Annotated in this window: 22 protein-coding genes; 4 read left to right on the forward strand and 18 right to left on the reverse strand. The window is 42.7% G+C overall.

The genetic code is table 11. The annotated features are described in order from the left end of the window. Positions 1-472: 472 nt before the first annotated feature. From rfaH to wecA, 15 genes are all read right to left on the reverse strand, one after another. Complete coding sequence (gene rfaH, locus CWI76_RS05630) at positions 473-973, reverse strand: transcription/translation regulatory transformer protein RfaH (RefSeq protein ID WP_126759391.1); 501 nt, start codon at positions 971-973, stop codon at positions 473-475. A 199-nt stretch (positions 974-1,172) separates the two neighbouring features. After that, positions 1,173-1,589: an FAD synthase family protein gene (locus CWI76_RS05635; protein ID WP_126759392.1), complete on the reverse strand. Its 417-nt coding sequence runs from the start codon at positions 1,587-1,589 to the stop codon at positions 1,173-1,175. Continuing rightward, entirely contained in the window at positions 1,586-3,112 is a 1,527-nt protein-coding gene (locus tag CWI76_RS05640) for an asparagine synthetase B family protein (protein WP_126759393.1), read from the reverse strand. Before CWI76_RS05640 ends, CWI76_RS05635 begins: the two co-directional genes overlap by 4 nt. A 59-nt stretch (positions 3,113-3,171) precedes the next feature. Continuing rightward, positions 3,172-4,467, reverse strand: coding sequence for a CDP-glycerol glycerophosphotransferase family protein (locus tag CWI76_RS05645; protein WP_126759394.1), 1,296 nt, complete (start codon positions 4,465-4,467; stop codon positions 3,172-3,174). After that, positions 4,468-5,454 (reverse strand): glycosyltransferase, encoded by a 987-nt coding sequence (locus tag CWI76_RS05650; RefSeq protein ID WP_126759395.1) that lies wholly within the window; start codon positions 5,452-5,454, stop codon positions 4,468-4,470. Continuing rightward, entirely contained in the window at positions 5,451-6,368 is a 918-nt protein-coding gene (locus CWI76_RS05655) for a glycosyltransferase (protein WP_126759396.1), read from the reverse strand. Before CWI76_RS05655 ends, CWI76_RS05650 begins: the two co-directional genes overlap by 4 nt. Before the next feature lie 4 nt (positions 6,369-6,372). Beyond that, positions 6,373-7,824, reverse strand: coding sequence for a lipopolysaccharide biosynthesis protein (locus CWI76_RS05660; RefSeq protein WP_126759397.1), 1,452 nt, complete (start codon positions 7,822-7,824; stop codon positions 6,373-6,375). A 346-nt stretch (positions 7,825-8,170) separates the two neighbouring features. After that, complete coding sequence (locus CWI76_RS05665; protein ID WP_126759398.1) at positions 8,171-9,277, reverse strand: DegT/DnrJ/EryC1/StrS family aminotransferase; 1,107 nt, start codon at positions 9,275-9,277, stop codon at positions 8,171-8,173. Positions 9,278-9,304: 27 nt separating this feature from the next. Next, on the reverse strand, positions 9,305-9,769 hold the full coding sequence (locus tag CWI76_RS05670; protein ID WP_126759399.1) for an acyltransferase: 465 nt from the start codon (positions 9,767-9,769) through the stop codon (positions 9,305-9,307). Next, positions 9,762-10,175, reverse strand: coding sequence for a sugar 3,4-ketoisomerase (locus CWI76_RS05675; protein ID WP_126759400.1), 414 nt, complete (start codon positions 10,173-10,175; stop codon positions 9,762-9,764). Before CWI76_RS05675 ends, CWI76_RS05670 begins: the two co-directional genes overlap by 8 nt. A 9-nt stretch (positions 10,176-10,184) precedes the next feature. Further along, positions 10,185-11,051, reverse strand: a complete 867-nt coding sequence (gene rfbA, locus CWI76_RS05680; protein WP_126759401.1) for a glucose-1-phosphate thymidylyltransferase RfbA — start codon at positions 11,049-11,051, stop codon at positions 10,185-10,187. Further along, entirely contained in the window at positions 11,048-12,112 is a 1,065-nt protein-coding gene (rfbB, locus tag CWI76_RS05685; protein ID WP_126759402.1) for a dTDP-glucose 4,6-dehydratase, read from the reverse strand. Before rfbB ends, rfbA begins: the two co-directional genes overlap by 4 nt. Then, on the reverse strand, positions 12,112-13,578 hold the full coding sequence (pgi, locus tag CWI76_RS05690; protein WP_126759403.1) for a glucose-6-phosphate isomerase: 1,467 nt from the start codon (positions 13,576-13,578) through the stop codon (positions 12,112-12,114). The genes rfbB and pgi overlap by 1 nt, the downstream gene beginning before the upstream one ends. 16 nt (positions 13,579-13,594) lie before the next feature. Further along, entirely contained in the window at positions 13,595-16,327 is a 2,733-nt protein-coding gene (locus CWI76_RS05695; RefSeq protein WP_241967975.1) for an SLBB domain-containing protein, read from the reverse strand. 32 nt (positions 16,328-16,359) lie between these two features. Next, entirely contained in the window at positions 16,360-17,421 is a 1,062-nt protein-coding gene (gene wecA / locus CWI76_RS05700) for a UDP-N-acetylglucosamine--undecaprenyl-phosphate N-acetylglucosaminephosphotransferase (RefSeq protein ID WP_126759404.1), read from the reverse strand. Positions 17,422-17,791: 370 nt separating this feature from the next. On the opposite strand from wecA, the gene CWI76_RS05705 reads away from it, so the two are divergent. Genes CWI76_RS05705 through CWI76_RS05720 form a run of 4 tightly spaced genes read left to right on the forward strand, consistent with a single transcriptional unit; the run spans position 17,792 to position 21,927 of the window. Next, on the forward strand, positions 17,792-18,718 hold the full coding sequence (locus CWI76_RS05705) for a Wzz/FepE/Etk N-terminal domain-containing protein (protein ID WP_198678577.1): 927 nt from the start codon (positions 17,792-17,794) through the stop codon (positions 18,716-18,718). Between the two features lie 17 nt (positions 18,719-18,735). Continuing rightward, positions 18,736-19,971 carry an oligosaccharide repeat unit polymerase gene (locus CWI76_RS05710; protein WP_126759406.1) on the forward strand — a complete coding sequence of 412 codons (1,236 nt, stop codon included), beginning with the start codon at positions 18,736-18,738 and terminating at the stop codon, positions 19,969-19,971. Further along, positions 19,961-20,824 carry a glycosyltransferase family 2 protein gene (locus tag CWI76_RS05715; RefSeq protein ID WP_126759407.1) on the forward strand — a complete coding sequence of 288 codons (864 nt, stop codon included), beginning with the start codon at positions 19,961-19,963 and terminating at the stop codon, positions 20,822-20,824. Before CWI76_RS05710 ends, CWI76_RS05715 begins: the two co-directional genes overlap by 11 nt. Beyond that, positions 20,821-21,927, forward strand: a complete 1,107-nt coding sequence (locus CWI76_RS05720) for a glycosyltransferase (protein WP_126759408.1) — start codon at positions 20,821-20,823, stop codon at positions 21,925-21,927. Before CWI76_RS05715 ends, CWI76_RS05720 begins: the two co-directional genes overlap by 4 nt. A 23-nt stretch (positions 21,928-21,950) precedes the next feature. Here CWI76_RS05720 and CWI76_RS05725 read toward each other — a convergent pair whose 3' ends face one another. The 3 genes from CWI76_RS05725 to CWI76_RS05735 are packed head-to-tail and all read right to left on the reverse strand — an operon-like array spanning position 21,951 to position 26,920. After that, positions 21,951-23,117 (reverse strand): nucleotide sugar dehydrogenase, encoded by a 1,167-nt coding sequence (locus CWI76_RS05725; protein ID WP_126759409.1) that lies wholly within the window; start codon positions 23,115-23,117, stop codon positions 21,951-21,953. A 12-nt stretch (positions 23,118-23,129) separates the two neighbouring features. After that, positions 23,130-26,180, reverse strand: coding sequence for a YjbH domain-containing protein (locus CWI76_RS05730; protein WP_126759410.1), 3,051 nt, complete (start codon positions 26,178-26,180; stop codon positions 23,130-23,132). Continuing rightward, complete coding sequence (locus CWI76_RS05735; protein ID WP_126759411.1) at positions 26,177-26,920, reverse strand: YjbF family lipoprotein; 744 nt, start codon at positions 26,918-26,920, stop codon at positions 26,177-26,179. The genes CWI76_RS05730 and CWI76_RS05735 overlap by 4 nt, the downstream gene beginning before the upstream one ends. Between the last annotated feature and the right edge of the window lie 2 nt (positions 26,921-26,922).

Raw genomic sequence — 26,922 nt, forward strand, 5'->3', positions numbered from 1 at the left:
TCGTTTTGTTTCAGAATCGCTAAGATCTGACTGTCTGTGTATCGTGATTTGCGCATAGAAAACTCCTTCGTTTTAGTTTAACGGAATTTTCTACTTATAACTGCTCCGATTTTTCGGGGGGATTACAATTTGTTGTTGTCCCTAAAAGAATTTGAATGTTGTGAAAAGGATAGCAGGCTGTAGGAAATTAGCAAAACAAATTGTGCGATATTTATGCAGTGTTTTGCACGAAATTCAGACACGCTACCGCCCTTGGGTTACAGCTCCCACTTTGCTCCCTGCTCAAAAGCTCTTCGTTATTGTGTTATTTAGCGCTTTGAATTGTTGTATTTTTATTAGCGATATTGGAGCATTTTAATTAAATTTTTACAACTGGAAAATTAAATTAAATTTCTGTGAATGGCTTATGCGGTGCGGGCTTCGGGGGTGGGGAGTCGTTTAAAATGTAAGCGTTAAATGATTAAAAATAACGCTAAACCTTCTTCACTTCAGTGTACGAAAACGATGCTTGTACGTCTTTCTGAAGCCAATCAAGTAGAACGATACAACGAGAATCACCATCTAAATCAATGATCTTCGCGATAAATCCGGCAAACGGGCCACTTGCAATTTCAACTTGATCACCAACTTGCGGCGATGACTGATGTTCCGCTGTCGCCTGCGTGATCGGGTCGTGTTCAAGCGTCTTTAACTCATCAATTAGTGCGTCAGGAATTGTCGCAGGCTTGTCACCAAACATTAACAACTTCTGTACGCCAAACGTGCTACGAATTTTATGGAAGCGTCCAGCAAAATCGTCTAACTGCGCAAAGATATAGCCAGGAAACAACGCCTCGGTCACCGGCACACGCTTGCCGCGACGCACTTTGCCGACAGTAATTTGCGGCAAATAGGTCGCAATATCCTGATTCTGGAGATTCACCAACGCGCGTTGTTCTTGCCGCGGTTTGGTGCGGATTACGTACCATTTCATATTGGATGCAACCTATTGTCTAGTTCGCAGGGCTTACGTTAACTCTACAAAAAAAGCAAATACCAAAATAATCGTTGTTTTAAATGTTAGAACTCAGCAGCACGTTATTCCCACCGAGCTCTATCTTTTTGTTTTTATTACTAAACGACAGTCTCACGGCACTTGAATTTAGCTCCGTCAATCAATTTGATACGCGAAGTTATTTATTTCTCAGCGACTCAAGCGTTTGATTGATTAATGTACTGGACGTTCCTTGACTGTATGGGAAATATATAACCTGACACCCCACTTCGGCGAGCTCAGTTTCGTATTCACGCCATTTATCGGTGTTGTACCAATCGTCCCCAACAAAAATAAAATTTGCTTTATATTTCTTTGCCGCTCCAACTTTGTCCATATTATACTGCGGTACAACCACATCGGTATACTGACAAGCTCGAACAACCTCGATTCTCTCGTGAAACGGAATTACAGATCGCTTTCCCTTATATTGGACGAGCTCATCCACAGTAACTCCAACAATTAGCTTGTCGCACATCGCCTTGGCGTTGCGCAGAACGTTGACGTGACCAATATGAAAAAGATCAAATACTCCAGTGGTATAGCCAATTATCATTTATTTAATATCTCCAAATTTTTCGAAAACCAGATGTCATAAGATGTTTGATCAGATATCTCAGGAAAAACCTTTGTTAAATCAACTGGAAAGCCAACTTTATCCATATATGCGAAGTTCTCCGTAGTTAAATCAGCTAGTAATCTGCGGAGAGGAATTTTACCAAGTTTGTTCCCGATTAAAGTCTTCGCTGCTAACTTTTTCGCTAAATTAAAAGTATGACGATTCGCTAAAGGTTCTCGCCCTTCTACTCCCGCCGCCATCATTGCAAAATCCAGTCGTCTAAATAGAACCGGCATGTGATACTTAACGAAGAACCAGCGAACCTTTTCAAAGGGCTCAAGGTCAATACTTAAAAAAATACTCTCAAACTTTTTGTATACACTAGAGTACTTGGCGGGTTTTTCATAGCAGTATAAGTCTATGAAAAGATCTATGTCGAATGCGTTCAGATTCGAAAAAGCTTTAAAGATTCTATCGTAACCAGCAAAGAACTCATCGGCTCCTTCTCCTGACAAGAGTACCTTGACGCCGTCAGCTTTAGCCTTTTTCGCAAGCTGAAATAGTAAAACTTCATTGGGAACAGATAGCGGTTCCCCTCTTAATTTAAGTAGAAAGTCTAAATCAGATGCATACTGAGAATGCTCTGCCTTTATTAAGTTAAGCTTCGCCGGACCATTCTTCCTTAAATATTCAAAGTCTGGATCACCTTCAAAACCGATCGAATATAACTTATCAAAATCTGCTAAATTATAAATTAAATTACTATCGACTCCCATACTCAGGCACAAGCCCACTGGAACATCTGCGACCAGCCGCGACTCTATTGCTGTTTTTAAAACACAATGAAGATCAGACTGGTCACATTCTCGAGACTTTTCAAATTCAAGTTCGTCTTTTAAATTAAAGTACTCTCCGTTAATCAAACAACATCCTGGCGCTAAAGACTCTACGCCATCAAAATAACTACTTGAAAAAATGGGACTCCTAGCCGCCCTATACTCTTCTATAGCTTCATTATTAACTGGTAAATTGAAAATAAGAGCAAGAGGTTTAGGTTCTGAAGATATCGTTAAAGCTCCTGAGAGATCACGATGATAATACAATGGCTTTACACCAAATTGATCTCTCACTAACCATTTTAAAGTACCGGTTACATCAACATATGCAAAGGAGAAAAACCCATCTAATTCAGACAACTCAAGACGTTCATCGACAATTAATCGACTTAGTAGCGCTGTATCACTATAGAAATCCTCATCATAATATCTTTCTGCTAACTCACTGTAATTCAAAATTTCACCATTAAATAAAAGCACTCCGCCGCTCTCATCGAAGAATGGTTGATTTGAATTATCGTTCTCAGGATCGATTATGGATAATCTAGCGTGGTATAACTTCCAGCCTTTAAAGTCAATAATTCCAGATTGATAATCCGGGCCACGAAAATCAATATATTTCCTAATTCTATTTATGGCTGCATTATCTACAAGAGTTGAGTTGGTTAAAAAATACCCACACATTAGATTCCCTTTCTATCGCTAATATAATCACTAAATGGAAATTAATATTTCCAACCGATTTATTTAATCCTACATTCAGATTTAATGATATTGATTATTTTTTCACTAGGCATTTCATTTACAAAATATGGATTCACATGATTAATATAGAACTTGTCATCGTGCATCAAATCACCTGCGAGCAATGATTCTATAAATTTAATAATATCGTTGATATCGTATCCCTTCTTACACGAACGTAACGCCGATATTCCAAAGGGATTGAGAAACTGCTCGACATTCGCGTTACACAAATATAGTACTGGCTTCTTTACATAATGATATTCGGCCAAAAATGAGCCTGAATCATGTATCATTCCATCTGACCACCTGAATAAATCTTCATAGTCTCCATCCTCTAGCTGAGTATTTTTTTCTTCTTCCCAAAATTTATAATAATCATCTGTTTTTTTTCTGCCCCATCCTGGCAAATTATATAGTTTCGACTTCAGAATGGGGTGTGGCTTAAATGCGAATTGAACTTTGTCCTCATAAGACTTAACGATGTTCATGAAATGCTCTGCATAGTGAAGAAAAGTCGACAACATTAAATCTCCCCCATCAATAGTATGATGAGGAGCCCAAATAATTTTGAGCTTCGATTTCTCTTGCTCTTTCCATGGATTATTTCCCAACTTTAAGAAAAACCCTTCGCCAGCCGGATAACCTGTTACAACAACATTACTTGCTTTTGCTTGTGAGTATTCTCTAAATATTTCTAAATCCTCGTGATGTGGAGCAAATATTTTCCACATTGCATTATGAAAAAATTGGTTATATTGAGTCTGGTAATTATTGTACCTAGAGATATCATGAGAATATGGAACGTAGCAAGTTAAGTAATTAAAGTAAGCAGACTCGTAATACTCCCTCCTAGTTAAATTATGGGGATTTGTAAAGAAGACAATGTCGGTATTTAAATCCTCTAAACTCAACCAATTACCTTCTTTATAATTGTAGCTAGATACCACCGGATATCCTTTTGAACTAAAAAAAGAAAATGCGTCTTCCATTGATTCAAACGCATTCTCTGTGCCATAAGATACATAAGGACAAATCAATATGATTGGTTCAAAAAAATCATCTTTGAGCATTCTTTTGAAAATAGAATCAACTTTCCAAACGCTTTTATGTATGACAATGAAAACTACCGTAATACTTTCCTTATTTTTTAGCTTCGTAAGGAGCTGAAAATGCTTAGCTCGCATCTTTAATGCAAGGTTTCGCTTTCGCCAATTGTTAATTGTCGTTGTTTTCAATCGAACTAGGCCTTCCTTAATTGACGCCGGCACAATTCGTTTTAAAATTGTAATCATCTATCTACTTACCCTATTTCTATTGTTCCGTAATTCCAGAGTTAACCTAGCGAGCTGAGGTAAATACCAAAATAATCGCTGCTTTAAGCGCCAGTGCATAACAGTCTCTGACAATCCGCTATCCTTCACCGATGAAACCCACCGTATGCTTTCATTGTGTGATGGTAATTTCAAGGCGCTTGTAAACGCTTGCCACAAACAGTCTGCAGTTAATAGCTCAATCGTTTTGCGACGCGTTCTATCGTTCGAGTTTTGAAGCTCTCTGAAAATCGCTTTGCTAGATTCTAGATAGCCGTTTACGTTTTTATCCGAGATAGTTGTACTCATGATAGAGCCAGGTCTAACTCTTCGACAGTAAAGTTGTTCATTCAAGCTAACGACTCGTCGCGAAGCTAAAGTGATGAGGGCGGTAAAGTGATTATCTTCATGAATTATGCCCGGGATAAAGCGCAATTCCGGTGCACTTGTTCGATTAAATACATAGAGGCACGCTGACTTTATATATCCAACATGTTGGCTCAGTGCTTGCGATAAAAATTCGACACCTGAGATGTTCTTCGCAAACAGGCTCGAATGACGACAATACATGTCGTCAAGTCGTTGGATTTCTCTTGCGTCGACTCCCTCGCCAAAGCTCGCAGCACTGAACAATACCAAGTCAGAGTTGTGTTTTTGAATAGCTGACTTCAGTACTTCAATGCTATCTGTTCTGAGAAAGTCATCCGAGTCTAAGAACATCACATAATCATTGCTTACATGAGCAAGCCCGGTGTTTCTTGCAACCGATAACCCACCATTTGTCTGATCAATAAACTTATATTGCTTTAATGCAGCAGCGCTAATTTTTGCACGATCGAGCGATAAATCAGTAGAGCCATCATTGACAAAAATCACTTCGAAATCTGGATCGGTTTGAGATACCAGTGACGCTATACATTCTTCGATATAGTCTTCAACGTTGTATATAGGAACTATAACTGAAATCATTTAGATAACTTCTTTTGTGATTTTCTGTCTGAAAACAAGATCGACTTCAAAATACTGAACGTTTTTTTCTTCGTCAGCACCAACGGATACAGTTTGATGGCCTCTGCAAATAAGCGATATGCCTTTGCTGAATCAATGTCACAAACTTCTTTTGCACTGGTTAAATAAGCCCATGCTTTAGCTGCTTTTTGTAGCTTGCCTAATTCAAATCTTTCAAGCACATCTAGCCGGCCTTTATGCATCACATCGATTCTTGCCGATGTATTGCTGGCGTGCCGTCGATACCCGGCTAAAACTTCATTCAATCGATGTACTTGCATACCCTGATTGGTGAGCGCCAGCCACATATACCAATCTTCTATTTTGAGATCTTCAGGATACCCACCCTGCTCTTTCAAAATATTCGTTCGGATGAGTTGTGATACAGCCGGCAGATAGTGCTTATGCAACGCGACCTCTTCGAATGAATAAGTCTTTGCTTCAGGGCTATAAGTTCGAGTTACTTTTCCGTTGTCATCAACCACATCAACATTCGAAAAAACAGCCGCCACACTTGGTTGCCGTTCAAGGTACTCAACTTGAGCTGAAATTTTCTCATTGTAGATAAAATCGTCTGAGGCTAAACAGGCAAAGTAATCACCTTGCGCCCACTCGATAGCTTCGTTTAACGACGCACATAACCCTTTATTTTGATTCTTGCGGTATTCAAAACGCGTCAATTTCTGGCGACAATCATCAAGTAACTTTTCAATTTCAAGTCGAGATCCATCTGTTGAGCCATCGTCGATAATAATTAGTTCAATGTTTGCGTAGGTTTGCGAGATGATGCTCTGAATGGCTTGCGCTACAAAACTTTCGTGGTTGTAGCAGCTAATCGCGTATGTGACTAATGGGAGTGCTTTGTTGGTGTTCATTGCATTAAATATCCGCTAGGGGCTTCTTGTCGTGCGCGCGTTTGAGAAGGCTCACGACTTGTTTCATGCTTGGCTCGCTCATAAAGAAACAAGAAGCAAAGTAGATGAGAGCACCTATGGTAACTTGCAGAATTAAAGTCAACACTTCATTTTCTAATGAAATGAGAGACACCGAGCCATACATTATTGCGCCGGATAACAATATTCTCCAGGTCGCTTTAAACTGGGCAATTGCACCAAACTTAAAAAACTTTCCTGGATAATAAGCGTTAATAAAGTAGGCAACAATCGACGTCGTTAATATTGCCATGGCCACAGCATTAACACCTAAAGGAGCTGAGATTATAACGGCAGTTAATGTCAGTGGCAGTTTCATTAAGTCGATTTTAAGATAAAGATCAGAACGTCCAATTGCGTTCAACAAGTTCATGTTTACCGCGCTAATCGGGGTGATTAATCGCGCTAAAGCGAGGAGCGTTAAAATTGGAACAATAGGCGCCCACTCTTCGGATAAAAATACATCTGTAAAACTTGGTGACACTGCTGCTAATCCCGCCATCACCGGCACTGTAACAAAAAACGTCAACTGAATCAGTTGCTTATATATGGAAATCATACGCTCTTCGTCGTCGTTTACAGATGTCATAATTGGGTACGTCACACCCTGTAGCAACGAAGTTATTAATTTAGACACCGTGTTCGTCAAATTCGTGGCCTGAGTCAGATATCCAACTCTGGTGGAATCAAAGAATCGCCCAATTAAAACAACATATAAATTGTTGACGATAGTCGCGACTAAACCTGCAGCTAGTATTTTCGAACCAAACGAGAATAGCGTTTTTAGCGATTGTATTGAAAAGGCTAACCGAGGCCTCCAGGCAGCAAAATATAGCAACAAAGACGTATCTAACAAGCATCTAGTTAGCGTCAAGGCAACAATTGACCAATACCCAAAGTCCATTAAAGCCATCGAGATACCAACAATAGACGCTACAATGGTCGCAAAGGTATTGGAAAACATTTGGCTTTTGAAGTTGATTTCTATTGTCAGTGTCGCTCGAGCTACAACAGAGAACGCGTTGATAACAATAGAGAGAAAGAGCACTTGTGCAGCGAATGTCAGTCTCTCGTCACCATAGAACTGAGCAATATAGGGAGCGCTAAAAAACAGAATTAAATAAAGCACTACACTAATCGCAATATTGACGTAAAAAATGGTATTAAAATCGTCGTCTGTTGCGCGCTTACTTCTTTGTATAAGTGCTTGCGAGAATCCACTGTTTACTAAACTATCGGCAACAGCAACAAATACAGCCAGCATTCCAACTAAACCAAATGCTTCAGGCCCAAGTACATTAGCTAAGAATAGAAGTACGCAGAAGTGGATAACATTGTTGCCAACCTTATCGAAAAAGCTCCAAAAAAATCCACTAACTGCTTTATTCTTCAAGCTCATAATTTACAATCTATGAAACGCCTATAAAACGCTTCCCTCATTATTTTTTGACATATGCAATTAGTAAATAATCTAATAGCTCGTGTTTGTTCAAAATCCCGATAAGACAATAACTGCTGAAATATATTATCGACCTTCCAAACACTTCGCTGAATAACCCCAAAAACTACTTTTATTATTTTCTTATTCTTTTTTTCATTGATGAGTAACTCGAACTCTTGCTGTATCTTCCAAATCTGTTTTCTCATTCTATGAGGCATTAGTACTCGTGAGCGAAATGCTCGCAACATATTCTTGAGAAAGTTCGGCAGATATTTTTTTATTGAATCCTTACTAATAAGCATAATTAGTTCCGGAACGAATTGACCATTTTCATGACATGGTCGATCTCTGCCTCAGACATTGCACTGCTAATTGGGAGACTCACAACGCTTCGATGAATTTCTTCAGTAATTGGTAAGTTAAGGTGATTGTACTGTTTATATCCCTCCTGCTTATGTGGAGGAATTGGATAATGTACAACGGTTTGAACACCATGCTCAGCCAAATATTGTTGGAACGCATCCCTTTCTCTAACTCTAACTACGAATAAATGAAATACATGGCTCTCATCAAGTTGCCAAGTAGGCTTCATTATTAGGCTATTAGTGATGCCACGAGAATAAGCATGTGCAACTTCCCGACGCTTCTCTATTTCTGTATTAAGATGGTTAAGCTTTACACGCAGCATAGCTGCCTGAATTTCATCAAGACGACTATTTACACCTGTATACTTATTTTTATACTTCGCTTCGCTGCCATAATTGCGAAGTGCACTTAGAACTTCAAATAATTTTGTGTCACTTGTTGTAATGACACCGCCATCGCCAAGTGCACCTAAGTTTTTACCCGGGTAGAAGCTGAATGCTCCCGCATCTCCCCAAGTTCCTGCTGGTTTCCCATCTATTGCAGCACCATGAGACTGCGCACAATCTTCAAGAACAAGAAGCCCGTGCTCATCTGCCAGAGCTTTAATTTCATCCATTGGTGATATTAGTCCGTATAAATGGACAGGTAAAATAACCTTCGTTCGTGCGGTTAAGGCAGCTTCAATATTTGTAGTATCAAGATTAAATGTAACCTCTGATGGCTCCACAAATACTGGTTTTAGATTATTCTCAGTAATGGCTAGAACCGACGCAATATAAGTATTTGCCGGCACAATGACTTCATCACCATCGGCTATTAATCCTAGCTCTTTCCATGCGCGAAGCGTCAACGTCAATGCGTCTAAACCGTTAGCAACACCAATACAGTATTTTGTTCCACAATAATCAGCAAACTCTCTCTCAAAGGCTGAAACTTCCTCCCCAAGAATATACCACCCAGAGTCAATTACACGAGCTGCCGCAGCTTTCAATTCATCTGCGTATTGGGCATTTAATTTTTTCAGATCAAGAAAAGGAACTTGCATTTATGCTTCCTAAAATTAGTTTGTCTTTTAAACGTCAATGTAACGAACGATGCGCGCAGGGTTTCCCACAACAACTGCATAGTCTGGCACCGATTTAGTGACGACGGCACCAGCCCCAACCATGGCTCCTGTGCCAATTTCTACACCAGGTAATATTGTTGCGTTAGCACCGATGGATGCGTTCGCCTTGACTAACGTTTTTGGAAAAGACTCAGGATAGACTTTTGAACGAGGTGATTTGTCATTGGTAAAGGTTGCATTTGGCCCAACAAAAACATTGTTCTCAAGGGTAATACCATCCCATAGATAGACGCCCGATTTAATTGTGCAGTTGTCGCCTATGAACACGTCATTCTCAATAAACGTATGTGCGCAAATGTTACAGTTATCACCAATGATTGCGTTTTTAAGAATGACGCAAAACTGCCAAACTTGGGTATTTTCGCCAATATTTTCCGATTGAACATCCGCTAATGCATGGATTTTAGCCATGTTCACCTCTACGAATCGTTAAAAACTCTTCATAATCACGAATATAATCAGCTTCATCAAATTGTTCACTCGCGAGTACTAACAACACGCAATCTTCACTGAAATCGTGCATTTCTCGCCAAACCATATCGCCGATATATAGCCCTTTATTAATTTCGTTCAGCTCGTATGATTCTTTGCGAAAACCGTCATCAAGAACAAAACGACATTTCCCCGCTACACAAATTGCAACCTGTTCTAATTGCTTATGCGCATGAAAACCACGAGGTGTGTCGGGATTCATGCCTGTCATAAAGTAGACACGTTTGATTGAAAACGGAATGTTTTTGTTTTCTTCAAGAGCGACTAAGAAACCTCTTTCATCGCCGACCAAATCAAAGTCGAAAGTTTTAATTAACGGTTCCATAGCTTGCCATTAATCTTTAACGAGTGAACGAAGGTATTGACCATAAGAATTCTTGCTCATGGTATTGGCTGTTTCTAAAAGCTTATCTTTCGATAGCCAGCCTTGGTTATAGGCAATTTCTTCTAAACAAGCGATTTTGAAACCTTGTCGATGCTCAATGGTTTGTACAAAATGACCGGCTTCATTCAAACTATCGAATGTGCCGGTATCTAGCCAAGCAAAGCCGCGCCCGAGTATCTCGACATTGAGAGTGCCTTGTTCAAGATACATTTGATTAATTGACGTAATTTCGAGTTCGCCGCGCTCAGACGGCTGAACGGCTTTGGCCATATCAATCACTTGGTTGTCGTAAAAATACAAGCCGGTTACTGCAAAATTTGACTTAGGCTTGCTCGGCTTCTCTTCAATGCTTAATGCTCTAAAGTTATCGTCAAACTCCACTACGCCAAACCGCTCAGGATCTTTCACCTGATAGCCGAATACGGTTGCGCCTTTTGAGCGTTGAGCTGCGTTACGGAGTTTCGGCGTGAAACCTTGACCATAGAAAATGTTATCGCCAAGAACTAAACAAACACTATCGCTACCGATAAAATCTTCACCGATAATAAACGCCTGTGCTAAGCCATCAGGACTCGGTTGTTCAGCATAGTGCAGGTCAATACCAAACTGAGAGCCATCACCAAGCAAGTTGCGGAAGTTTGGTAAGTCGTCCGGCGTTGAAATAATCAGCACTTCTCGAATACCAGCCAGCATCAAAGCCGACAGTGGATAGTAAATCATTGGTTTATCATAAACAGGCAGTAACTGTTTCGAAACACCCTTTGTAATTGGGTACAAACGCGTTCCTGAACCGCCCGCTAAAATAATACCTTTCATGAATTTACTCCCAATCGCTCACGTTGATAACTTCCGTCTAGTACGCGCTGCCACCATCCGGCATTTGATAAATACCATTCAATTGTCTTACGCAGTCCGCTTTCGAAACTTTCTTCTGGTACCCACCCCAACTCGCGTTGGATTTTAGATGCATCGATTGCGTAACGAACATCATGACCCGGGCGATCGGTTACGAAACTAATTAAATCGCGGTAATGCGATACCCCAGATGGTTTTTGCGGTACGAGTTCTTCTAACAAGTCACAAATACTCTCAACAACCGTTAGGTTTTGTTTCTCGTTATGGCCACCGATGTTATATGTTTCGCCTACTGAGCCCTCTGTGATGACCTTGTATAAAGCTTTTGCATGATCTTCAACATAAAGCCAATCTCGAATTTGATTTCCTTTTCCATAAACCGGTAACGGCTTCCCTTCGAGCGCATTTAGTATCATCAACGGAATTAACTTTTCCGGAAAGTGAAAAGGACCATAGTTATTAGAACAGTTCGTCACAATAGTCGGTAACCCGTAGGTTCTTCGCCACGCTCGAACAAGATGATCTGAGCTTGCTTTGCTTGCCGAGTAAGGTGAACTTGGTGCATAAGGCGTCGTTTCGGTAAATAACTCGTCGGTACCTTCTAGGTCACCAAACACCTCGTCGGTGGAGATATGGTGGAAACGGAAACTTTCCTTCTTATCATCACTAAGTTGCGCCCAATACTTTCGCGTGCATTCAAGTAGTGTGTAAGTACCAATAATGTTTGTTTCTATAAACGCAGCCGGCCCATCAATTGAACGGTCAACATGGCTTTCGGCCGCTAGATGCATCACGGCATCTGGTTGGTATTGTGAAAACACTCGTTCGAGTTCTTGTGCGTTACATACGTCAACTTGCTCGAATTTATAGCGGTTGCTATCAGATACCTCTGAAAGACTTTCTAAATTGCCGGCGTAAGTTAACTTGTCGACATTTACAACTTCATCGTTAGTGTTCTTAATAATGTGGCGAACAACAGCCGAGCCAATAAAGCCGGCACCACCAGTTATTAAAATTCGCATTATTTAAGCCTTTTCACTATTGCATCGGTTGATGCGTCAAATTCTGTCGCAGATTGGCCATCGAGAACCTTCAGAACTTCTTGTGCAAGTTTCTTACCCTTCTCAACACCCGGCTGATCAAAGCTATTTAAGTTCCAAATCACGCCTTGGGTAAACACTTTATGCTCATACGCTGCGATCAAGGCACCAAAGCTTTGCGGCGTGAGCTCATCCACAAACAATAAGTTTGACGGATGGTTACCAATATAGTGGTTACGCGCTTCACCGTTTTCAGCACCGAACCACATAAGGCGTCGGTGCGCCAAACAGTTTGCAACCGCTAAGCGTTGTTGTTCGGCTAAGCCCTCTTGAACTGCTGGCTCGAAGTCTGGTGCCGCACGTTTTAATACAGCCACGAAGTCAGCGCAGAACTTGTCGTAACCTTGGTGCAAATGTTGGAAAAACGCATGTTGCCCGTTTGGTCCAAAGCCGCCCCAAATAATTGGGCCGGTCGGGTAATCTATGGCATTGCCTTCAAAGTCGCACTGTTTACCATTACTTTCCATATCTAATTGTTGTAAATAGTTAGGTAGGTAACGTAAACGGCCATCGTACGGCAAAACAGCAAGGTTATTAATCTCTCGCACTTCACGGTTATAAACGCCCAGTAGCGCCATTTGCATTGGGATGTTTTGCTCTAGCGGAGCGTTGGCAAAATGTTCATCCATCGCCTTGGCACCGTCAAGCATGCGTCCAAACTGGTTCGAGCCAATGGTGAGCGCAATAGGCAAGCCAATCGCTGACCATAACGAGAAACGCCCACCAACTGATTCTGCAAAACTGAGTTGCTGCGCTGGAGGGATGCCGAAATCGGTCATCGCTTGGTTGTTAGCTGAAACACCAATGACATGTCGGCTAAGCCACTGTTCTTGCGTAAGCGTTGATTCAATCCACTTTCTCACGGTATCGACATTGGCCAAGGTATCAATGGTACCGAAGCTTTTTGATGCAATGATGAATAACGTGGTTTCAGGGTCAACAATTGGCAGTACCGCGTACAACTGGCCACCATCCATTGAGCTCACGAAGTGTACGCTCAAGTGATGAAGGCTGTTATCGTCAGCAAATTCTTTCAGCGCAAAGCTACCCATCATTGGGCCTAGGTCTGAACCGCCAACACCAATGTTCACTACATCTTTAATGGGTTTACCAGTCGCTCCGAGCCATTTCCCTGCGCGCAGTTCACGTACAATGGTGCAAAAACGATTCTTACCGTTACCCGCGGTTACCACGTTATGAATGGAACGATTCAAACAGTGACTGACATGTCTATCTTCGGTTGCGTTATAAAACTCGCCACGCAGTAATTGCGTACGCAACTTGTCGAAATTTTCCGGCAAACGCTTCGCAGCAAAGTCACGCAAGGCGTCGATATCGACGCCTTGGTAAGTGGTATCCAAGTTTAGAAAATCACTTTCTATAATCATTGTTCATCCATGTCTACTAGATAGCAGTCAGTGCAGCTAGTGCTACGCCAATCTGATACAGAATCTGCGTTGCATCACGCCATAGTTCCATGTTGTTGGTGTACTCGGTATCGAGTGGTACCACAATGGTATCACCTGGCTCAAGACGGTTGTCTGAGGCTAAACTAAACCATCCACCCAATTCAACCATTTCAACAGCGCCGTTGGCTTTCACAATAAATATGCGTTCTTCATCCGCTTTCTTACGCGTACCGCCGGCGCGACGTAGATAATCTTCAACATTCAAGCTTCCGTCATACAAGAACGAGCTTGCCAACTGAACTTCACCAATCACATTGACTGTGTTGCGCTGTGCAGGAATAACCAAGCGGTCACCGTCTTTCAACTGAATATCGGCATTCATACTGCCGCTCATCACGTACGGCAAATCAATAACTAAACGACCAACTGGCTCAACAGCCATTAAGTCTTGAAGTAACTGACGGGTTTCTTGGTAACCCATACGGCTTGGGTTATTGCCCGTGATGCTGTTGGTTGCTACTTCATGCTGAAGCTCTCGAGCCAAGGCTTGCATACGCTGACGCTCAAGCTCTTTCAGTTCTTCACGCGTAAAAATAGCACCTCGAGGGAACGCATATTGCGTAAGCCCGCCCGCACGTTCAATCAATGCGGTTAGCGTTTCGCCACGGCGAATGGTGTATTTGCCAGGGAATCGAACCTCACCTTCAAGGGTTACTTCTAACGTATTTTGCCAATCTGGAATCGCGAAGATATTTAAACTATCGCGACCTTTTACTGGCACGTTTTGCTTACCCATTAAGGCATCAAACAAATTAAAGCTTAAGTAATCCGTGACCGTTTCACCGCCTTTTACTTGCGTACGCGTGATTTCAGCGCGAGCCAAGTAGGCCGATTCTTTCAAGCCACCGGCTGCTGCGACAAGATCTGACGCATCCGCATTTTCAACTAACGGGTAGACGCCAGGATACTTCACTTCACCAGCCACATACACCAATGGCAGGTTACCGCTTTCACTGAATTGATGACGCAATTTGGTCAGAATTGGCTCAAGCAGATTATTACGCGAATATTCAGCATATTCCTGAATTTTCATCGCATTCATTTCATCGTCTAACGTGCGCTGGATAAACAAACCTTGCAGCTCTTGCTGTGCTTCAGATTCACCCGTTTCAGCGTCTTCATCAGCGAAGTCGCGCTGCTGTTGAATTACTAAACCACGTAGATAATTCTGACGATAATCTTTCAGCAATTGCTCACGTTCTTTGCGTTGCTTCTCGGTTTCGCTCACAATCCAGTCTGTTAACTGCAGCTCTTGCAGTTTTTTATCTTCATAGCGCGAAAAAATAACCAATTGGTCATGCGCTTTTAGTTGTTTGTTATGTTCAGCGTCACCCTCAACCGCAGCCGCCACATCAAATTGGTGTAACTCGATATTGCCGCGGTTATCACGTTCACGCACAATCAGGCCGTAGCCTAAATCGGCATAACTCAGTAGGCTGGTTTTAACGTCAGTGATAATATCTGACACCGTCATGCCGGCATTGAATTCATAGTAGCCAGGGCGTGCAACAGCACCAACTAACATGATTGAATCGACAATTTCGTTCGATACTCGTGGCACTTCAACCACGTCGCCGTTGCCCACGTTGAGCGATTTTGCGTTGGCAAGATCAACCGTGCTGACTAAACGACGTCCATCGCGTACGCGTTCAATGCGCGTTGCTTTTTTATAGGCCGTTGGTAACACACCACCGGCCAACTCAAGCACTTCGGCTAAGCTATCTTCATCTTTTAATTCGTAAATAGCCGGACGAACGACTTCGCCCTGTACCGTCACCATGTCACCGCGCGATGGAATGAATACCATATCGCCCGACTGCAACAAGCGGTCGTTACCCATGTTGCCATGAATGAGGAAATCGTAGAGGTCGAGCGTCGCAATGGTTTCGCCATCACGTTTCAACTGTACGTTACGCAACGAGGCGATATCTGAAACACCGCCACTGACAAACAACGATTGAGTAATGGTGGTCAGCGAGCTAACCGTATAAGCACCTGGTTTATGCGCTTCACCCATTACAAAAATTTGAATCGAGCGCAGTTCGCCCATGCTTACCGCTGCCTGCATACCAATGAGGCGTTGCGATACTTCTTGTTGAACCAGTTCGCGCATTTTGTCGAACGTTAAACCTGCGACCTGAATAGGGCCGAGATCAGGAACAGTGATTAGGCCTTGGCGGTCGACTTTTAACTGATGTGATTTAGATTCTTTGCCATACAGCTGCACCGAAATCGTATCACCAACACCAATAATATAGTTGCTTGGAACAGGCGCTCCGGTCACTTGTGCGAACGTACTCGGCTCACCGGCAAATAGTTTATAACCGAATGGCTTCGGTACGCCTTCATCTTCAGCAAACTGGGCACGAATGTCTTCAGGAATAATCGGGTCACCGTTTTCATCAAACGTGGTACCCCGCGGAAATACCGTTTGCGGTTCTTCGTTCGTACGACTGCCCGTGGAACTACCTTGTGAGTCGAGTAGCGACAGGTCGAAGCCGTACTGGCGCGCCAGCATTTCCTGCTGCGCTCGCGGTAACTTTTTGAATTGTTCGAGCTGTTGCGGAGTCACGCCGGCAACTTGTGCCTGCGCAGAATAAGAAAATGCGAAAAGGCCTGTCCATAGCATGACCATGGCTAGGCCAGTAATTGAGAGAATGCGGCGCACTACCGTCTCCTTCCTATATGTTTGTACTGCGATTATTTTTCTAGTTGAGCTTCGCTTAATGCGCGGGCTTTGCGTTTTAACATCTTAAACTGACGACAATATACCGTATATGCGCCTAAGAACAAGAGTAATGACGCCCATTCTGGGGTCTGAAGTTGGTTCAACACCAATCCCCAAAAGGCCAAAATTAGCGCCTGACTTGAAAGAATGACTAATGTTTGCAGACTTGTAAATCCAGCTCTTAGATAAAAGTGATGAATATGATCTCTGTCTGGCGACGTCGGATTTTTACCGTTTTTCATTCGACGGAACATGATTGTAACCATGTCCATGATTGGAATTGCAACCAACCACAATGAAGTAACTGGACTTATTAGTTCTCCGCCCGAGAAACGTGGTTGTGTAGACATAGTTAATAACCAAACGATCGCTAACCCAACAAACATTGAGCCAGCATCACCCATAAAGATTTTACGATAGCGTGGAGATAAAGATAAATTACACAACATAAAAGGAATTAACGCGCAGCCAGCAAGAAGTGCTATTAATTGTACTTCTTCTAACCCATTTAAAGCGGCAATCACTCCAAGCGTAAAGAAGGAAATCATACCCATCGCCCCTAATAGGCCGTCGATACCATCTATCATGTTGTAAGCGTTCATTGCAGCTAAAATTGCTAGATAGGTAAATAGAACCCCACCCAACCCCAATTCAACACTTCCAAAACCGAGTAAGTTACCTAAGTTAGAAATATATAGATCACCACCGAATATAATCACACTTGCAGCGATAACTTGTCCTACCAGACGCAACCTCACACTCAAATCATATTTATCATCAAGCATACCGATAAATACCATCATCGCCGCGCTGATTAGAAATAGTCGACTATGAAGTTCTAGCTCCGACGATACCATCAAAGAAATTGCTAGACCGAAAAATACAGCCACACCGCCGATTAGTGGAACGGCCCCGTTATGCTGTTTTCGATTGCATGGTTTATCAAAAAGCTCCATGAATTCTGCAACTGGATGCATAATCCGCAGCGCTATCGCTGTACCCAGTAATGCTACGATAGGTAAAATTATTGACATACCTTACAGTCTAACTCCCGAATTCAGTCTGAGATTCTTCACAATATCAGTAGTGAGCTTAAGTAACCGAAATGTTAAGCTTGATAAATTCTATCTGAAAGCCACAGTGTGTTGAAGCAGCAAATTAACAATACCCGCCACTTTTACATTTCACCGTCTGTTTTATACTAGTTAACTATAGTCTACCTTTGCATTGACGTGCAGTTTAGCACTGGTAGAATCAAGGCTTCTTAGCACACGATAGAAGACATCGAAGCTAAATTAATCAAATAAATGTTGCGCATTTGCTAACCTCAATTTGATGGGTGGATATGAATTTTGACATATCCCAAGTTCTAAACGACACCTTCGAGACATTGTGAATATGAATATGAATCATAGCCAAGACCAGTACTCCGGATTTTCATTGCTCGAAATCTTAGTAGTATTGCGAACAAACTGGATATTCCTGACAGTTTCCGTTTTTGTTTTTGCTCTTGGATTTGGGATTTATGCATTCTCACAGCCAAATATCTATAAGTCAGAAGTGATTGTTGCTCCGGCAGAATCTGGTGATTCTAATTCGCTATCAAGCATGGCGTCCCCACTCTCCAGTGTTGTTTCGCTTACAGGATTAAATTTAGGAACGAGCAAAGTTGACGAACTAACCATTGCTATTGAAACGCTAACTTCGCGTAAATTTTTAACACAGTTCGTTGAAAAGCACGATATTCTTCCAGAGTTGGTAGCTGTTGAAAGTTGGAATCCGCAGACAGGGCTGCTCGAATATAATCATGATATTTTCGATCCTGACACAAGAGAATGGGCGGTTAACAAAGTCACCGGTCAATCACTCGCTCCCTCAAGTTGGAACTATATACCAAAACTACGAGAAAGAATTGAGATCACTAAAAACCCTGAAACTGGGCTTATCGATATTGCTGTAACGCATATTTCTCCGATGATAGCTCACCAATGGGTGACAGCGTTGATTAACGATATTAATGACTATATGCGTGTAAGAGATATCCAAGAAGCAAATCGCAGCATTGAATATCTTCAAAATGAGATTGCAGAGAGCTCATTGACGGAAATGCGCAGTGTTTTCTATAACTTGATCGAACAGCAAACAAGAAAAAGAATGTTTGCGAATGTTCGACCTGATTATGTACTAAAGGTTATTGATCCCGCTGTTACTCCGGAAAGTAAAGACTCTCCTAAGCGAGGATTAATTATTATTTTCGGAGCTTTCTTAGGCGGTTTTGTTTCCGTGTTTTTGATCGTTTTCAAGCAGATTTTGATGCCGTCAACCAAATAGCTGAGTGACAAACAATTATGTTCGAAGCATGGCTATTCCTTCTGTTGACATTATCAAGTTTGATAGTTGCTTTGTGGGCTGATCCATCAGAAGGAAAAGTTCTCTTTATATTCTCTGCTCCGTTTGTCTTTTTTCTCGGGCTATTCCCAGCACACTTTTTAACAGGAATCGGAGCCGAGAAAGGATGGTTAGCCCTAGACTCATATACCTTAACTTGGCGCTCTTGGTTGTGGTTAACAATTATTAGTCTATCCTATTCACTTGCATTTTTGATGACGCGATACTTAGTTGAGTCTAGAGGTGAAGCAGTTGGACAACATAGATTGAGCACGTCCCTCATTAATACGTACTCACCTGCAAAAATTAAATTATTTTTCTATCTGCTATCAGTTCTAGCTTTTACCGCATTTCTTCTAAACTTTAGTCGCGTTGGGTTTTCTGTAGCAATGATGTTTACTGCGCCGCGAAAGTATGAAGTTCTGTTCGGTCAATATTGGTATATTAACTATTTATACTTTTTACATGTTCCAGCTTTGATCATGTATGCATTAAGAATTTATATTGGAAACAATAAATTTTTCGATCATATAATTGCAATAGGGTTAGTCCTGATATCCGCATTTCACGGTATAAAATACACAGTTTTTGATGCGTTATTTTTCCCGCTTACGTTTTACATAGCATTAGTTGGATTCGAAAAAATTCGTGGCGTATTTTATTTTTCGGTTCTTTTATTTTTAAGCTTTTTCACTGTTTTTTCATTTTTCGTTAGAGGGTCCGATAGCGAAGGCCTAGACCTTGCTCTGGCGTTCCTAAATTATCTTATTCCCAATTACTACAATTTATTCTATCAGCTTGAATTGAATACGTTTCCAATGACTCTATCAATCGACATATTCTTCGGTCATTTGAGTGGAATTTTTGCTGAACATAGACTCGCTGGCGGTTTCATTTTAAACGAAAAATACAATATGATAACCGGTGCTGCCACTGTTTTAGCATCGCTTTCTATCTTTGGATTCGTAATTTTTTACACGTTATTTAATACGATATATATTTCAATTAGAAAATCGTCGATTACTCTCTTATATTTGAAGTCCTACATATTAATTTCGTATCTAATGTTCTTTTATTCCTATTATATTGGGAGCAAATATAAATATATTTACTTCTTTTTGGTATTTATAATTTTGGATATTTTATTACGAAACCCTTCTTACTCTGTTGGCAACGAAAAAAAAGATGAAAGTTAGCGTCGTAATACCCACATACAATGCATCAAAAACCGTCAAACATGCACTTGAATGCTTGATGTCACAAACAATTAAACCATACGAAATCATTATTGTTGACGATGGTTCTAAGGATGTTTTTGATCTACATCAGATTCTTCAAAGTTTTAACATGTCGGAAATTAAGCTTATCGAAAAGCATGAGAACACTAATGCTGCCGATAGTCGTAATATCGGTGCTCGGAATGCTTCGGGAGATGTCTTGTGTTTTTTAGATGCTGACGATTATTGGTACCCTCAAAAATTGGAAAAACAACTACATGCTCTTGAATTATCCAGCATCGTTAGCTGTCGAGTACGTGCTGTTGCATCGGATCGAATAACCGCTCTTAGGGTTGCAAGTGAATTTGATGTTAGAAAAACATTTTGTGAGAACTTATTTGGCTCATTATTTCACAACTTAGCGTTCCAAACCTCAACACTAATGATGCGACAAGAAGATTTTCTTCGTATTGGCGGTTTTGATAGCTCTTTGCCACGACATCAAGATTATCAATTCATAATTAACGCCGAAGCAACCGGTCTCAAATTGAAGTTTGTCGATGATGTCCTCGTTGATTATGTCAAATCGGGCAAGATAGCCAAAATTAAACATAACTGGTCGCTTGAGAAGTCGCTTCATTTTTTCGACAGATATTTATTTACGGAGGCTAGGAATATACGCGAGAATTTCATGATTGTTCAACTTCTCGGTCCAAGCCTTCAAGCGGGTGTTTTTAACGAATGGTATAAAGCGGCAAGCAACAGAAGTCTTGTCTCATTTAGCTTTCTTTCGAAAGCGCTTTACTACACCGCTAAACGAGTAATTTCATGAACGATATTTGTATAGTTCAAAACTCAATTAGAACAACCTATATCTTCCGTCAAGAATACATCGCTCGATTTATTGCCGATGGCAGGCGCGTGTTTGTTATAGCTCCAGCAGACTGTATTAAGTCAGAGCAAGCCTTGAAAAATCTAGGATGTGAGATCGTTTCAGTTAAAAAGTTCAACAAGGGGATTGGTCTGCTGTGGAGCGTTCTCGCCTTTAATTGGACAATTACAAAATTCAGATTTAGACGCAAAAACACAACCTATCTTTGTTTTTTTCTAACTACATTTATTTTCTCGCTTCCAACATTGGCACTATTTAATAAGCGTCTATTGTTATCGGTTGAAGGATTAGGTAGTTTTTTTACAAAACGGAAATTTGCTAAGACAATTCTCCGAACGCTAATAAAACGTTTCACCGAAGCAAGAGTTTTCTGTAATACGGACGAGCGAGAGCAAATTGGCCAACCATCTGATATAGTCACAAATGGTATTGGAATAAGCTTGGAACGGTTCCAAAGTCAACAGACTGTACCTCATAACGGTTTAACACTTGTTTATGTCGGTCGTCTAATTGAAGATAAAGGAATCAAGGATTCTTTTGCGGTGCTAGAAAGATGCCTCTCGCAGGGACTGAATGTGAAGCTAAAGGTTATTGGAGATTATTATCCCAATAATCCTTCCTCTCTGACTCACAACGATATTGAATGTATCAAGAAAAAATTCGGTGAGCACATCGAATTTCTGGGATTCGTTCAAAATATCGAAGAATTATATACCGATGCTGATGTATTGTTATTACCGTCGGTACGCGAGGGTTTTCCTGTATGTGTTATGGAAGCAAGCGCCATGGGAATACCAACGTTGACCTACGATGTTCCGGGTTGCCAAGATGCTGTTGAGAATGGTGCAAATGGTTACGTTTTAAAGTTCAAGGACATCGACAGTATCGTTAGAAATATTCAGAAATTGACTGATAGTTCGGAACTTCGCGCTAGTTTACGAGAAAGTTCTATACGATACGCTAAAGAAAATTTTGACGTTAAAATTAAAATAGATCAGCTAATCACGATTATAGAACAGGTGGAACTGCAAGCTTCTTCTTGAGCTTGCTGATTTTTTATAGTGGATTAGTCACTACCAAACAAATCACGCGTATACACTTTATCCGCAACATCGCTAAGCACGTCTTGGTGGCGATTACTCACAATCACATCGCTCACCCGCTTAAACTCGTCTAAGTCACGAATCACACGCGAGTTAAAAAATGATTCTTCTTTTAATACCGGTTCGTACACTACCACTTCAATGCCTTTGGCTTTCAGGCGTTTCATCACGCCCTGCACCGCCGAAGCACGGAAGTTGTCTGAGCCTTGCTTCATTACCAATCGGTATACACCAACAACTTTCGGGCTGCGGCGCAGAATATCTTCGGCAATAAAGTCTTTGCGCGTGCGGTTGGCATCTACCACGGCACGAATCATATTCTGCGGCACTTCATCGTAGTTTGCCAGTAACTGCTTGGTGTCTTTCGGTAAGCAGTAACCACCATAGCCGAAACTCGGGTTATTGTAATGGTTACCAATGCGCGGATCTAAGCATACGCCTTCAATGACTTGACGGCTATCTAAGCCGTGCACCGCTGAGTAGGTGTCGAGCTCGTTAAAGTACGCCACGCGCATGGCTAAGAAGGTATTCGCGAATAGTTTAATGGCTTCGGCTTCAGTGGCATCGGTGAATAACACCGGTACGTCTTGCTTGATGGCTCCTTGCTTCAGCATAGTGGCAAAAGCCTCAGCGCGTGGTGAGCGCTCACCAACAATAATGCGCGACGGATACAAGTTGTCGTGCAACGCTTTCCCTTCACGCAAGAACTCTGGCGAGAATATAATATTGTCGGTTTTGAATTTTGCTCTGAGTTCGTTGGTGTAGCCCACTGGAATGGTTGATTTAATTACCATCACTGCTTGCGGGTTATGCTGCAGTACGGTTTCAATTACGGCCTCGACCGAACGCGTGTTGAAGTAGTTGGTTTGTGCATCGTAATCGGTTGGCGTCGCAATGATTACCCACTCGGCTTCTGCATAGACGCTTGGGTCAGTTGTCGCCGTTAAATTGAGTTCTTTTTCGGCTAAAAACGCGCTGATTTCTTTATCTTCAATGGGGCTTTTGCCTGCGTTAATCAGGTCAACTTTTTCTTGCACAATATCGAGCGCATGCACTTGGTTGTGCTGCGCAAGTAAGACGGCATTTGACAGGCCAACGTATCCGGTGCCGGCGACAACTACTTTTGCCATTTAAATTCCCTCTTAATCAACGTAATACGGGCTACGTTTATCGGTTGCGCCAAACAGACTAAATTCGCGACCTAGCATTTGGCCGCCATCGCGTGTCAATGGACTCCAGCCGATTGTGCCGCGGCCCGGGCTATAACGTAGCTGCAGTATGTCAAACGGAATGCTGATATAGAACCCTTTGGTGAAGCTACCTTCACCATATTCTTCCGCTGAGACATTGGTTTTCGCTGCATAGGCACCGACAATGATGCCGCTGTCGAACTTGTGATCAAATGCGACGAGCGCACCACGGTCACCGGCTAAGAATTGACCTGCTGCTACACGCACCAAGCTATTTGGCATAAAGTTCGGACGCCAGTAACCGGTTAAATGGCCGGTAATCACGTCATAATCACGGAAACCGAAGTGGTTTTCCCAGTCACGTTGCTTGGCATAGTTAATATCTAAGCCCACCGCCCAATTACTGTCTAATTCACGATAAAGCAATTCGCCACCAAAGCCACCAAACATTTGTTCTTGGTACCCGACGTAACCCGCGGCGAACCAATTGTCGGCTAGCTGGCGACGATGGATTACTTGCAGGTTGCGCAAGAACACATCGCTGCCTGTCACATATTCACGTACATAGGTACGTACGCGCGGCAATGCACCGGTTTCCGTGCCGGTTGTGTAATTGAACTTATCGTAGTTATCGATAACGCGTAAACTGGCGGTACCGGCGACGAACGTGTTACGGCTTAATGAGTAACGCACGCGCGCATCAACGCCGAGCTGATACAAATAAAAGTCTTCTGGCCCGCCAAAGCTTTGGTCTAGGTATGGCTTCATGCTCACCGTTGGTAGATCGGCGAACTCAAAATCTTTCTTGTAAATCATGTCGCCTGGATTATCGGTCACCTCGCTACGGCTGTATGCCTGCTGCGTGGTGGCATTGATAGTTCGGCGGCCCATGGCGTCTTTGAATATCTCAGCATCAATGTTGTTTTGTGCCAAGTTCATGGTGCCTGATTGATCAATGAACTGATACGTTTTAATGGAATCAGGTACTTCGGTTGCGAGTATGCGGCTGATTTTTTCAAGGCCAAGTTCACTGTCTCGATAGCGATATTGGCTACCATATAACGTGAGCGTTTGCTCGTCTTCGCTAAGCGCCAACTCACGTACCCACGTGCTCGCTTCAGCGTTCATTGTTGTGCGTAGTTTATTGAGCTCATCTTGTTGCTTGAGCTGTTCGACACTTTGCAGCCGCGGTGGCGCTGGTGGGCGCTTCCGATGGCTATCTATTTTTGGCTGTTTTGCATTCGCCAAGTTGGTGCGCAGAGTAAAACCAAACATGATGGTGTTGCCGCGTTCGTAGCTGGCTTTCAGGCTCATGTTATTGCCGAGATCATACTCTAAGCCGTAGTTCCAACGTGAGTCTTGCGGCATAGCAACAGTCGACGGCTCATTTTTATAGTTGTTACTGTCGTATTCAACTTTGATGCTAAGCGGATCCCACGGCGTTTGGTATTCAAGCCCCGCGAACCAGGCGGTGTTGCCTTTGAACCATTTATCCACTTCAAAGCTTCCACCTCGGCCGCTGAAACCACCTGTGCGATTGCAGAATTCGTCGGTGAGTTCGCAAAACGGATTGTTAATGTTGTTATTTTTACCGAGGTAGCCCCAGCCGATACCCGCAGTAAAATCAAAGTTACCTAAACGCTTGCTGGCAGCTACGTACTCACCAGCAAATAAACCGGTACCAGCAAGGTCTCGAATACCCACACTGGTTTCGGGTATCCAGCGCGTTTCTTCGGTAAGACGAAGTTTTAAATCGACACCGCGGTCTTTATAGGTTTGATCGCCTGAGAACTCTTCGAATTGGCTATACTTGCGGGTACGAATATCGTTGTATCGCAGTGTTGCTTCTAACCACGGAAACAGTTGTAGATTCAATGCCCAACGACGGTACTCTTCCTGATCGGAATAGGTAAAACTAAATTCACCCTGTTCGGCATGACGTCCACTTGGCATTTGCAACAGACCCACGCTGCCATAATCACTCGTGCTTGGGCGTGGCTTCTTGTCCGCTTCGCCGAAGATAAGCATTGGTGGCTGCTGCTCTTTTTCGCTTTGGGTGTACTTGCCCAGCGTAGTGAAATGACTGGTTTCTTGCAGAGTTGGCTGCAATGGGTTCCAGTATTTCGCCAGCTCTGCCATTTGCGTGTTTATGTTTTTGAATTCTTTTGGCAGTTTTTTGGTGTTGAACAACGCTAGTATTTTTGCGCCAGCTGAAAATTTCTGGCTGTGAGCGTTATATGGATCGATTGCGATTTCTTGAATGTCGCCTTGAGCGGTTACTTGTAGCACTTTGTCTTTATGCGTGATCGCTTCAAGGCGCTGCTTGAAGTTCTCTTTGTGCGCGGTTTCACGTGCGGTGAAATGCGGGTGGTAGCTCATGGTGAACGGCATCCACACAGCGCCAATTACTTGCAGGTGCTTTGTTTGGTGTTTCTCGATTGTTGGCATGAGCAACTGATACCGCGCCGGCTGCTCTTTGGAGCCCTGCGGTAGCTGCGGGTTCGCATTGATGTTGAGGCGCGCTTCGTCGTAATAGCTGGTAAGGCTGCTCTTTTTGTTGATATCGACGCCTAGCGTGACATCTTTCGGACCCTGCTCAACATGGCCACGACCAATTGGCTCAGCGCCCACTACCGGCCAATTTGAGATTTGGCTGGCGATGCGGTTGGCTAGTTGCGCATAACTACGTTGGCCTTCTTGCTGAAAGTAGCGTTCGAGTTTGTAGAGTTGCTGGGTAAGCTGCTTTTGCTTTTGAATGATCTCATTGTGCTTTTCTGCGCTGACAAGACGCACGCCCGGCCAGAAGATTTCTTCTGGTTTAATTTGCGCGTTCTCGTACACCTGGTGTAGACGCGGGCTGCCGGCAAATTGCAACTCTGGGGTCTTTTCTGGGCCTTGAATTTTGACGGCGACCGTTACTTGTTGGTTCTGGGCATAAGCGCTTGTTGCAGCCGTTGCTACAGCGAATGCGATGGCTGTGAGTTTAAGAGTGCGCGTGATCATCCGTTATTCTTCACTTTTTCTAGGGTGTACGGCTTCACTTCTTCAATGGTTGCGAAGGTACTTTCGGAGTTACTTTGGGGCGCGATGAGCTGGTGCGACTTCACAATGCGACCGTTGTCGGTGCTGATGTAGAAAGTGTTGGTGATGTGGTGGTCGCTTGTGCCAGTGCTTACGCGTTCTTCAATTTTGATGACTTGGTGCTCGCTGCCGTTAGCCAAACTGACTTGCTCGGTAGCGCCTACTTTAAATTCAGAGGTATAGGTGTACGCCTGATCTTCGATTTTTTCTGGCGTAGCGGTGGTGACCCAGATCTCACGCTGCCAGGTTGTTGGGCAGGCCTCGAGATCGTTGTCATCAATAATAGCCACACGGAAACACTGCAGGGGGTCGTTTTTCAAGTTACTGGTATGTGCGATAGCGCCGCTCATATTATTGGTCGCGGTAATTCGACCGTGCTTGGTGTGGATAATTTCTTCACCGCCGGTGCGCCATTTAAGTACGCCATTATCATCGAATGCCAATGCCATAAATGCGCGCGGTCGCTTATCAACTTGAATGTAGCTACCGGCGTACGGGAATTCTTCAATTTCTTGCTGGCTGAGCGTCACGTCTTCCGGTGTGCTGAAGAGTTCGGTGACAATTTCTTGATAATTTTGGAGGCGAGCGCTACAGCCACTAATCAGCGTGCTGATGAGAGCCAAAATGATGACTTGGATGTAAAAGATTTGTTTGGCTTTCATGA

This window comes from Pseudidiomarina marina (assembly GCF_003987045.1).
Taxonomy (GTDB): Bacteria; Pseudomonadota; Gammaproteobacteria; order Enterobacterales; family Alteromonadaceae; genus Pseudidiomarina; species Pseudidiomarina marina.

Bases quoted from the DNA above. Each gene is read 5' to 3' on its own strand.
- rfaH (WP_126759391.1), bottom strand. From the start codon at position 973: ATGAAATGGTACGTAATCCGCACCAAACCGCGGCAAGAACAACGCGCG.
- CWI76_RS05635 (WP_126759392.1), bottom strand. From the start codon at position 1,589: ATGATAATTGGCTATACCACTGGAGTATTTGATCTTTTTCATATTGGT.
- CWI76_RS05640 (WP_126759393.1), bottom strand. From the start codon at position 3,112: ATGTGTGGGTATTTTTTAACCAACTCAACTCTTGTAGATAATGCAGCC.
- CWI76_RS05645 (WP_126759394.1), bottom strand. From the start codon at position 4,467: ATGATTACAATTTTAAAACGAATTGTGCCGGCGTCAATTAAGGAAGGC.
- CWI76_RS05650 (WP_126759395.1), bottom strand. From the start codon at position 5,454: ATGATTTCAGTTATAGTTCCTATATACAACGTTGAAGACTATATCGAA.
- CWI76_RS05655 (WP_126759396.1), bottom strand. From the start codon at position 6,368: ATGAACACCAACAAAGCACTCCCATTAGTCACATACGCGATTAGCTGC.
- CWI76_RS05660 (WP_126759397.1), bottom strand. From the start codon at position 7,824: ATGAGCTTGAAGAATAAAGCAGTTAGTGGATTTTTTTGGAGCTTTTTC.
- CWI76_RS05665 (WP_126759398.1), bottom strand. From the start codon at position 9,277: ATGCAAGTTCCTTTTCTTGATCTGAAAAAATTAAATGCCCAATACGCA.
- CWI76_RS05670 (WP_126759399.1), bottom strand. From the start codon at position 9,769: ATGGCTAAAATCCATGCATTAGCGGATGTTCAATCGGAAAATATTGGC.
- CWI76_RS05675 (WP_126759400.1), bottom strand. From the start codon at position 10,175: ATGGAACCGTTAATTAAAACTTTCGACTTTGATTTGGTCGGCGATGAA.
- rfbA (WP_126759401.1), bottom strand. From the start codon at position 11,051: ATGAAAGGTATTATTTTAGCGGGCGGTTCAGGAACGCGTTTGTACCCA.
- rfbB (WP_126759402.1), bottom strand. From the start codon at position 12,112: ATGCGAATTTTAATAACTGGTGGTGCCGGCTTTATTGGCTCGGCTGTT.
- pgi (WP_126759403.1), bottom strand. From the start codon at position 13,578: ATGATTATAGAAAGTGATTTTCTAAACTTGGATACCACTTACCAAGGC.
- wecA (WP_126759404.1), bottom strand. From the start codon at position 17,421: ATGTCAATAATTTTACCTATCGTAGCATTACTGGGTACAGCGATAGCG.
- CWI76_RS05705 (WP_198678577.1), top strand. From the start codon at position 17,792: ATGAATCATAGCCAAGACCAGTACTCCGGATTTTCATTGCTCGAAATC.
- CWI76_RS05710 (WP_126759406.1), top strand. From the start codon at position 18,736: ATGTTCGAAGCATGGCTATTCCTTCTGTTGACATTATCAAGTTTGATA.
- CWI76_RS05715 (WP_126759407.1), top strand. From the start codon at position 19,961: ATGAAAGTTAGCGTCGTAATACCCACATACAATGCATCAAAAACCGTC.
- CWI76_RS05720 (WP_126759408.1), top strand. From the start codon at position 20,821: ATGAACGATATTTGTATAGTTCAAAACTCAATTAGAACAACCTATATC.
- CWI76_RS05725 (WP_126759409.1), bottom strand. From the start codon at position 23,117: ATGGCAAAAGTAGTTGTCGCCGGCACCGGATACGTTGGCCTGTCAAAT.
- CWI76_RS05730 (WP_126759410.1), bottom strand. From the start codon at position 26,180: ATGATCACGCGCACTCTTAAACTCACAGCCATCGCATTCGCTGTAGCA.
- CWI76_RS05735 (WP_126759411.1), bottom strand. From the start codon at position 26,920: ATGAAAGCCAAACAAATCTTTTACATCCAAGTCATCATTTTGGCTCTC.